The organism is Actinomadura sp. CNU-125, from assembly GCF_001942465.1.
Lineage (GTDB): Bacteria > Actinomycetota > Actinomycetes > Streptosporangiales > Streptosporangiaceae > Spirillospora.
The window spans coordinates 1-9,689 of the sequence record NZ_MKJY01000202.1 but is presented as its reverse complement, the minus strand read 5'-3'; the positions used below and the strand labels follow the sequence as shown (position 1 = coordinate 9,689).

The window sequence follows — 9,689 nt, the reverse complement described above, 5'->3', positions numbered from 1 at the left end:
TCCGCGCTGCAGTCCGCCGCCGCCCGGTTCCCGCGCGCGCGCTGCGGCTGCTGCCCGCCTCGGACGCCCCGCGGGCCGCCGAACTGCTGACCGCGCTCGTCCGCACCCACCCGGACCTCGCCGAGAGCCTCCTCCCGGACCTGCCCGCCGAGCGCGGCGCGATCGAGGCGGTCCTCGCGGACGACACCCGCCTGCCCGCCGCGTCCGGCCTGCCGCCGCTGCTGACGGCGCCGCCGTGGACGCGCCCGCGCAGGAAGGCGAAGCCGGTCGTCATCGAGGGCCTGCCGTCGCCCGGCACCAGCGCGATCGTCTGGGCGCAGGGGGAGCGCGAGTCGTGGGCGTCCCGCACGTCCGTCCTGTGGCGGTGGCCGGAGGGCGACCTGGAGCGCGCCGGGTCCCTCGGCGCGCTTCCCGAGCACCAGCAGATCGCGACCGTGGTGGGCGGCCCCGAGGACGACGTCCGTCCGTACCTCCCGGCCTGGACGCCCCCGCCGTTCGGCGACGTCGCCGACTGGATGCGGGCGGTCGTCGCCCGCTTCGGCCCGGACGCCCGCGACGCCGCCCTGGTCGCCGCGCTCCGCGCCCCCGCCACGGCCTCCGGCCTCCTCCTCCCGCTGCTGTCGGACGAGATCGCGCGGTCGATGGCGGAGTGGCTCGTCCGCCTCAAAAGCACCGGGCGGACGGCCCGCGCCTGGTTCGCGCGGCACGGCCTCACGGCCGTCCCGGCCCTGATCCCGGACGCGCTAGCCGCGCCCGGCCCGGCGCGCGACGCCGCCGAGGCGCCCTGCGGCTCGTCGCGGACCGGCGCGGCGCCGCCCCGGTCGTCGAGGCCGCCCGCGTCCACGGCGACGCGGCCGCCGCCGCGATCCAAGCGCTCCTGGACGCCGACCCCCTGGAGGTCCTGCCCGCGAAGATCCCGCCCGTCGGGGACTGGGCGGACCCGCGCCTGCTCCCGCAGCTCGTCCTGCGCGACGGGACGCACGCCCTGCCGGACGACGCCGTCCGGCACGTCCTGACCATGCTCGCGATGTCGAAGCCGGACGCCCCGTACGCGGGCGTCCGCGTCGTCCGCGACCTGTGCGACCCGGCGTCGGCGGCCGAGTTCGGCTGGGAGCTGTTCGAACGCTGGCGGGCGGTCGGCGCGCCGCCCAAGGAGAGCTGGGCGCTCGCCCAGCTCGCCCACACCGGCGACGACGGCACCGTGCGCCGCCTGGCGCCCGTGATCCGGGCGTGGCCGGGGGAGAAGGGCCACGCCAAGGCCGTGACCGGCCTGGACGTCCTCGCCGGGATCGGCACCGAGACGTCCCTGATGCACCTGTCGTTCATCGCGCAACGCGTGAAGTTCGCCGCCCTGAAGACCCGCGCGCGGGAGAAGATCGACGAGGTCGCCTTCGGGCTCGAACTGACCGCCGACCAGCTCGCGGACCGTCTCGTCCCCGACTTCGGCCTGGACGCTTCCGGCACCCTCACCCTCGACTACGGCCCCCGCCGCTTCACCGTCGGATTCGACGAGCGGCTCGTGCCGTTCGTCCGCGACGAGTCCGGCAAACCCCGCAAAACCCTCCCCAAGCCCGGCGCCAAGGACGACCCCGCCCTCGCCCCCGCCGCCCGCAAGCTGTTCACCGACCTCAAGAAGGAGGTCCGCACGATCGCGGCCGACCAGCTCCGCCGCTTCGAGCAAGCCATGATCACCGGCCGCCGGTGGCCGCTCGCCGAGTTCCGCGATCTCTTCGTGGCCCACCCCCTCCGGCGCCACCTCGTGCGCCGCCTGGTCTGGGCCGCCGACGACGGCACGGACGGCGGCACGGACGGCGGCCCGGCGTTCCGCGTCGCCGAGGACGGCACGTTCGCAGACGCGTCCGACGACCCGATCGTCCTGCCCGTCACCGCCCGCGTCCGCGTCGCGCACCCCTTCGACCTCGCCGGCGACCTCCCGGCCTGGTCGGAACTGTTCGCCGACTACGAGATCCTGCAGCCGTTCCCGCAGCTGGCCCGCCCCGTCCACACCCTCGCGCCGGACGAGCGCACGACCGGCCGCCTGGCCCGCTTCGTCGGCGCGGAGGTCCCGGCCTTCGCCGTCCTCGGCCTGGTCGACCGGGGGTGGGACCGGGGCGAGCCCCAGGACGCGGGCGTCGAGGACCGGATCACCCGCCGCCTCGACGACCGGCGGCACGTCATCGTCGAACTCGAACCGGGCATCCCCGTCGGCGACCCGGACCGGCACGGCGACCAGACCCTCGCCGACGTGCGCTTCACCGAGCCCCCCGGCGACCTCGACCCCATGCTCGCCTCCGAGGCCCTCGCCGACCTCCTCCACCTCACCGGACGAACCCGGTGAGCGTCTCCGAAGCCCCTGCCGACCGCACGGATCTGACTCCGGCCACCGCAACGGACGGAACGACCCGATGACCGACGAGAACACGCTGCTCATGCCGGACGCCTGGCTGGACGAGCTGCACCCGCGGCGCGACCGCCCGCACGTCCCGGAACCGGCCGCGCCCGACCCGTGCCTGGTGGACGAGGCGCGTTCCCGCGTGGACGCCGCCCGCGACGAGATCGACGAGCTCGGCGGGGCGCCCGGTACCGACCCGGAGATCGCCGACGCGCTCGCACCCACCTGCGCGGCGAACGCCGACCCGCTCGGCGCCGCGGCGATCGCCGTCGCCCTGGACCACGAGCAGCGGGACGCCGCGTTCGTCGAAGCCTGGCAGGCCGAGCACGGCGCCGCGTTCGCGGCGGCCGCGTTCACCGCGGCGGGCGGCATCGAGGCGGCCTGGAAGAGCCTCCGGCCGCTGCGCGCGGACGCGCCGCTGGGCTTCCGGCTGAGCCGCACCGCCGCGAAGCGCTGCGCGGCCGCCTGGCCGCCGCCGACGACGACGTGTACGCCGCGGCCGTCGACGCGATCGGCGGGCACCGCGGCCACCATCTGCAGCGGTTCGTCGCCGCCTACCTCGCGCCGACCCGCGAGGACTGGGTCGAGGATCTGTGCGCCGACCCGGACCGGACCGCCGAACGGTTCCGCTACCAGCGGTGGCTGATGTTCTGCGCGCTCGGCCGCCCGCACCAGGTCGCCGCCCTGGCGCCCGACGGCTACGGCCCGCGGCTCGACGTCATCGCGACGCTGGCCGCCGCGGTCGGCCCCGAACCGGTCGTCCCGATCCTCGCCGCGGCCCTGGAGGAGGACTACTCGGCGGACTGGAGCCGCGAGCTGCTCGGCATGCTCGCCGAACTGCCCGTGGACGCCGCGTTCCGGACGGTCGCCGACCTGATGCGGCGCCCGGCCGTCCTGCCGGTCGCGGCGGCGATGTCCCGCCGCTTCCCGGCCCGCGCGCTGCGGCTGCTGCCGGAGTCGGCGGCGCCGCGGGCCGCCGAACTGCTCGCCGCGCACGTCCGTACCCATCCGGACCTCGCCGCGCGGACGCTGCCCGCGCTCCCCGCCGAGTCCCGGACGGCCGTCCGGGCGTCCTTCGACGCGACGGCGCGCGCCCGGACCCACGGACCTGCCGCCGCTGCTGACCGAGCCGCCCTGGACCCGCCCCCGGGCCGCGGCGAAGCCGGTCGTCGTCAAGGACCTCCCTTCGCCGGGGACCCGGGCCGTGGCGTGGGCGCCCGGCGAGCGCGCCGAGTGGGCGCGCGAGCCTGGACGCTGGCGGCAGTTCGACCCGGACATCGACTTCGCCGACGCCGCCGAGCGTTTCAAGGCCGGGACGTGCGGCCAGTACTTGCAGGACCGGCTCCTGGTGAAGGGCCCCGACGAGCTGGTGCTGCCGCTGCTGGACGGCTGGGAGCCGCGCGAGATCTGGAGCGTGAACGACTGGCTCCCGCCGCTCGTCGCGCGCTTCGAGACGGTCGTGCACGACCCCGTCCTGTCCGCCGTCCGCCGCGACCCGCCCGGCTTCGCGAAGTACCTGATGCCGCTGGTGTCCGACGAGATCGCGCGGTCGATGGCCGGATGGCTCGGGTCCAAGCGGGTGCGCCCGGTGGCCCGCGCCTGGTTCGACCGGCACGGCCTCTCCGCCGCGCCGTCCCTGCTGCCGGACGCGCTGGGCAAGGCGGGCCCCGGCCGCCGCGCCGCCGAAACCGCGCTGCGCCTCATCGCCGCCCGGCACGGCCGCGCCCCGATCGTCGAGGCCGCGCGCGTCCACGGGGAGCGGGCGGCGGCCGGGATCGAGGCCCTCCTGGCGGCCGACCCCCTCGACGACCTCCCGAAGAAGATCCCGGCGGCCGACTGGATCGACGTCCGCGTGCTGCCGCGGCTCGTCCTGCGCGACAGGACGCGCGCCCTGCCGGACGGCGCCGTCCGGCACGTCCTGACGATGCTGGCGATGTCGTCCCTGGACGACGTGTACGCGGGTGTGCGGACCGTCCGCGACCTGTGCGATCCGGCGTCGCTCGCCGAGTTCGGCTGGGCGCTGTTCCGCTGGTGGGAGACGTGCGGTGCGCCGGTCAAGGAGGGCTGGGCGCTGACGCAGCTCGCGCTGACCGGCGACGACGAGACCGTCCGGCGCCTGACGCCGGTGATCCGGGCGTGGCCGGGGGAGGGCGGCCACGCGAGGGCCGTCATCGGCCTGGACGTCCTCGCCGCGATCGGCACCGACACGGCCCTCATGCACCTGCACTCCATCTCCCAGCGGGTGAAGTTCAACGGCGTGAAGACCCGCGCGCGGGAGAAGATCGAGCGGCTGGCGGCCGAACTCGAACTGACCCCCGACCAGCTCGTCCCCGATTTCGGCCTGGACGCGTCCGGCACGCTCACCCTCGACTACGGGCCGCGCCGGTTCGTCATCGGTTTCGACGAGCTGCTCCGCCCGACCGTCGCCGACGAGGACGGCGCCCCGCGCAAGTCGCTCCCCAAGCCGGGCGCCAAGGACGACCCCGGCCTCGCGCCCGCCGCCCACAAGCGGTTCGCGGGTTTGAAGAAGGACGTCCGCACGGTCGCGGCCGACCAGCTCGCCCGCTTCGAGAAGGCCATGGTGACCGGCCGCCGCTGGCCGGTCGCCGAATTCCGCCGGTTCCTCGTCGCGCACCCCCTCGTCGGCCACGTCGTCCGGCGCCTGGTCTGGCACGCCGAGGACGGCCCGGCGTTCCGCGTCGCCGAAGACGGGACGTTCGCGGACGTCGGCGACGAGACCGTCTCCCTCCCCGGAACCGCCCGCGTCGGCGTCGCGCACCCCGTGCACCTGGGCGGCGAAGTGCAGGCGTGGACGGAGGTGTTCGCCGACTACGAGATCCTGCAACCGTTCGAACAGCTCGCACGTCCGATCCACATGCTCACCCCGCAGGAACGCGACGGCGGACGGCTGTCCCGGTTCGAGGGGGCGCGGGCGGACATCGGTGACCTGCTCGGCCTCGTCCGGCGCGGCTGGGAGCGCGGCGATCCGATGGACGCGGGCCTTGAGCGGTGCGTCTCCCGCGAGCTGGCCCCGGACCGCCACCTGGTCGTCTCCATCGAGCCCGGCATCCCGGTCGGCGACCCGTACGACCAGGGCGACCAGACTCTCGTCCGCGTCGGGCTCGCCGACCGTCTCGACGGCTACGGCACCCGCGAGAACCCGTCGCTCCGCTTCGGCGACCTCGACCCCGCGATCCTTTCGGAGGTCCTCGCCGACCTCCTCCACCTGACCTCCCCGACACGAGGACCGGCCCGATGACCGACGAGAACACGCCGATCGTGCCGGACGCCTGGCGGCGCGCGCTCCACCCGCACCGCGGACCGTCCGGCCCGTCGCGGCGCCGCCCAAGCCCGACCGCGGCGCCGCCGCCCGCGTCCAAAGCCTCATCGACGAGAAACGCGACGCGATCGTCGAGGTTCTCGGGCTCCGCGGCACCGACCGGGAGACCGCGGAGGCGGCGCGCGCCCACCTGCGCGGCGAGGCGGACCCGCGGGGCGCGGCGGCCGTCGCGCTCCTGGTCGTCGCGCTGCACGGGCTGCACCGCGACGGCGGAGACCGCCTGTTCACCGACGCCTGGATCACCGCCGCGGCCGTCGCGTTCGGCGCCTGCGCGTTCGCGGAGACGGGCGCGCTCCGCGCAGTGGACGAGATCGCCGACCTCTCCGGGCGCGGCAGACTGCGGCGCCCCCAGCCGCGCGGCGCGCTGAACTGGACGGGCGTCCGGCCGCGCCGCCCGTCCGACGCGCAGCTCGAATGGTGGATCGAGCGGGGCACGCTCCGGCGGCTGCGCGCCCGCCTCGCCGCCGCGCCCGACGACGTCTACGCCGACGCCGTCGAGCGGCTCGCCCCGGGCATCGCGGCCACCCCCTCGCGAACCTGATCGCCGCGTACCTCGCGCCGACCCGGCGGGACTGGGTCGAGGAGGTGTGCGCGAACCCCGGCCAGATCACGACCAGCCATTCCCCGGAGCGGTGGATGCTGTTCTGCGCGCTCGGCGAGCCGCACCAGCCGGCCGCGGCCGGCCTCCCGCTCGACCACAACGACCGCGCCCTCGACGTCCTCGCGACGCTCGTCGACGGCGTCGGCCCCGAGCCCGTCCTGCCCCTCGTCCTCGACACCCTGGACGACGAGTACCTCGGCGCCGACCACTTCCGCGTCCTCGTCGAAGTCCTCGCGGGCCTGCCGCTCGACGCCGCGTTCCGGGCCCTGGTCGACCGGATCGGCGACCCGGCCGTCCCGCCCGCCCTGCTCGCCGCCGCCGACCGCTTCCCGCGCGCGCGCGCGCTGCTCGCCGAGTCCGACGCCCCGCGGGCCGCGGAGCTGCTCGCCGGGCACGTCCGGTCGAACCCCGCTCTCACCGGGCGGACGCTCCCGGACCTGCCAGCGAAGGCGCGGGAGACGGTCCAGGGGATCCTCGCCGCGAACACCCACGCCCCGGACGCCGCCGACCTGCCGCCGCTCCTGGCCGCGCCGCCGTGGACGCGCCGCGCGCGAAGACCGGGCCGGTCGTCATCAAGGACCTGCCCGCACCCGGCGTCCGCGCGATCGCGTGGGAACCGGACGAGCGCGAGGAGTGGCTGTCGCGCGGCGATTCGCTGTGGCGGTGGGCGGACCGGCTCGACGTCGGCAAGCTGGCCGCGAAGTTCGACGGGCTCCCCCCGCACCAGCAGGTCGTCGTTGTCGTCAGAGGCGACGTCGACGTCGTGCGTCCCCTCCTCGCGGGCTGGGAACCGCCGGTCACGTGGGGTTCGAACGACTGGTCGCGGGTGCTGGTCGCACGCTTCGGAACGGACGCGCACGACATCGCGGTGATCGCCGCCTGCGGCGACCCGGCCGGGCTCGGCGACCTCCTCCTGCCGCTGGTGTCCGACGACATCGCGTGGACGATGGCGGACTGGCTCGTCCGCCTGAAGACGGCGGGCAAGACGGCCCGCGCCTGGTTCGCGCGGCACGGCCTCGCCGCCGCCCCGGCGCTGATCCCGACGCGCTGGGCAAGGCGGCCCGGCGCCGCGCGCCGCGAGGCGCCTGCGCCTGATCGCCGGACGGGACGGCGCCGCGCCGGTCGTCGAGGCGGCGCGCGTCCACGGCGACGAGGCCGCCGCCGCGATCGGGGCCATGCTCGCCGTGGACCCCCTCGACGACCTCCCCAAGAAGATCCCGTCCGTCGAATGGGTCGAGATCCGGGCGCTTCCGCGGCTCCTCCTGCGCGACCGGACCCGCGCCCTCCCGGACGGCGCCGTCGCGCACGTCCTGACCATGTTCGCGCTGTCGACCCCGGACGAGGTGTATCCCGGCGTCCGCACGGCCGTCGAACTGTGCGACCCGGCGTCCCTCGCCGAGTTCGGCTGGGCGCTGTTCCGCTGGTGGGAGGCGTGCGGCGCGTCCTCGAAGGAGAGCTGGGCGTTCACCCAGCTCGCGCTGACCGGCGACGACGAGACCGTCCGCCGCCTCACCCCCGTGATCCGGGCGTGGCCGGGGCAGGGCGGCCACGCGAGGGCCGTGACGGGACTGGACGTCCTCGCCGCCATCGGCACCGGCACCGCCCTCGCGCACCTGAACTCGATCTCCCAGCGCGTGAAGTTCAAGGCCCTCAAGACCCGCGCGCAGCAGAAGATCGAAGAGGTGGCCGCAGGCCTCGAACTGACCCCCGACGAGTTGGCCGACCGCCTGGTCCCCGACCTCGGCCTGGACGCGTCCGGCACTCTCACCCTCGACTACGGCCCCCGCGCCTTCGTCATCGGCTTCGACGAGCAGTTGAAGCGACGATCACCGACGGCACCACCGGCAAGCACCTCAAGTCCCTCCCCAAACCGGGCACCAAAGACGACCCGGAACTGGCCCCCGCCGCCCACAGGCAGTTCGCGCAGCTCAAGAAGGACGCCCGCGCCGCCGCCGCCGAGCAGATCGGCCGCCTCGAACGGGCCATGGTCACCGGCCGCCGCTGGACGCCCGCCGAGTTCGGCGAACTCCTGGCCGCCCACCCCCTGCTGAAGCACCTCGTCCGCCGCCTGGTCTGGCAAGCCGAAGACGCCGACGGCCGGGCGACGACCTTCCGCGTGGCCGAAGACGGCACCTTCACCGACGCCGCCGACGACACCGTCACCCTCCCCACCTCCACGACCGCCCACATCCGCATCCCCCACCCCGTCCACCTGGCCGACGTCCTGCCCGCCTGGTCGGAGCTGTTCGCCGACTACGAGATCCTGCAGCCGTTCCCGCAGCTCGCCCGACCCGTCCGCACGTTCACCGACGACGAGCGGACGAGCCGCGTGCTGGCCCGGCTCGACGGCGTGAAGGTCGCGGCGGGCGCCCTCCTCGGCCTCGTGAAGCGCGGCTGGGAGCGGGGGCAGCCGCTCGACGCGGGCGTCGAGGCGTGGATCTCCCGCCGCGTCGCCCCCGGAGGGTTCGTCGTCATCGACCTCGACCCCGGCATCGTCGTCGGCTCGCCCGAGGTGCTCGGCGACCAGACCCTCGCCGTGCGGCTCACCGAACGGCCGGACGCGCACTACCTTTCGCGGGACGACACCACCGCCCTGCGGTTCGGCGACATCGACCCCGTAACGGCGTCCGAAATCCTCACCGACCTCGACCACCTGGCGGGCTGACCCGTGCCGTCCCCGACCCTCCCCGAGGCCCTGACCGACCCGCCGTGGCTGCGCAAGCCGAAACGGGCCGCCGACTGGAAGGCGGTCACCGTTGCGGGCCTGGAGCCGCCGCCCGGACGCCGCGTCCGCTGGGCGCCCGGCGAGCGCGCGCAGTGGCTCGGGTACGCCGACGCCCGGGACGAGGCCCACTGGCGGGCGGAGATCGACCGGTACTTCGGCCGGCACGGCGGCCCGGCGTTCTGCCAGGCCGACGTCCTCGCCCACGCGCCCGAGCACCTGGCCCGCCCGCTGCTCCCGAGTTTCGCGCCCGGCGACCGCGAGAGCCTCGGCCACTGGCTGGAGCCCCTGCTCGCCCGCTGGGAAGCGGACGTCTGGGACGTCGTCCTCCGGCTGGCCGAGTCGCGTCCGACCCGCAACGGCCGGACGATCGTCCCCATGCTCGGCGCCGACACGGCCCGCCTGGCGGCCTACTGGCTGTACAAGCTCAAGTCGGCGCGGCACCTCGCCGAGGCGTGGTTCGAGCGGCACGGCCCGCTCGCCGCCGGGTACTTCCTGGTACCGGACGCCCTCGGCGGCGCCGCCGCGCCCCGCCGCCACGCCGTGCACGCGCTGCGGCACGTCGCCGCCATGGACTCCGGCCTGGTCCTGCGCGCCGCCGCGGTACGGCGCCGAGGCGGCGGACGCGGTCGCG

The 9,689-nt window shown here is 75.9% G+C and carries 8 protein-coding genes; all 8 read left to right on the top strand.

Annotated features, from left to right (window positions below):
* On the top strand, positions 1–1,016 hold a 1,016-nt coding region (locus BJF79_RS55715), incomplete at its 5' end, for a hypothetical protein (RefSeq protein WP_262402437.1).
* A 2-nt stretch (positions 1,017–1,018) separates the two neighbouring features.
* Positions 1,019–2,338 carry a DUF4132 domain-containing protein gene (locus tag BJF79_RS22925; protein ID WP_075900338.1) on the top strand — a complete coding sequence of 440 codons (1,320 nt, stop codon included), beginning with the start codon at positions 1,019–1,021 and terminating at the stop codon, positions 2,336–2,338.
* A gap of 67 nt (positions 2,339–2,405) precedes the next feature.
* A complete protein-coding gene (locus BJF79_RS51325; protein WP_083733698.1) occupies positions 2,406–3,038 on the top strand; it encodes a hypothetical protein in 633 nt (210 codons plus the stop codon).
* A gap of 558 nt (positions 3,039–3,596) precedes the next feature.
* A complete protein-coding gene (locus BJF79_RS51320) occupies positions 3,597–5,651 on the top strand; it encodes a DUF4132 domain-containing protein (RefSeq protein WP_083733696.1) in 2,055 nt (684 codons plus the stop codon).
* A 382-nt stretch (positions 5,652–6,033) separates the two neighbouring features.
* Entirely contained in the window at positions 6,034–6,273 is a 240-nt protein-coding gene (locus BJF79_RS51315; RefSeq protein ID WP_083733694.1) for a hypothetical protein, read from the top strand.
* Positions 6,274–6,317: 44 nt separating this feature from the next.
* Positions 6,318–7,205, top strand: coding sequence for a hypothetical protein (locus BJF79_RS53615; RefSeq protein ID WP_143220101.1), 888 nt, complete (start codon positions 6,318–6,320; stop codon positions 7,203–7,205).
* 74 nt (positions 7,206–7,279) lie between these two features.
* Positions 7,280–8,998 carry a DUF4132 domain-containing protein gene (locus BJF79_RS51305; protein WP_316043420.1) on the top strand — a complete coding sequence of 573 codons (1,719 nt, stop codon included), beginning with the start codon at positions 7,280–7,282 and terminating at the stop codon, positions 8,996–8,998.
* A gap of 3 nt (positions 8,999–9,001) precedes the next feature.
* On the top strand, positions 9,002–9,689 hold a 688-nt coding region (locus BJF79_RS22910), incomplete at its 3' end, for a hypothetical protein (protein WP_262402436.1).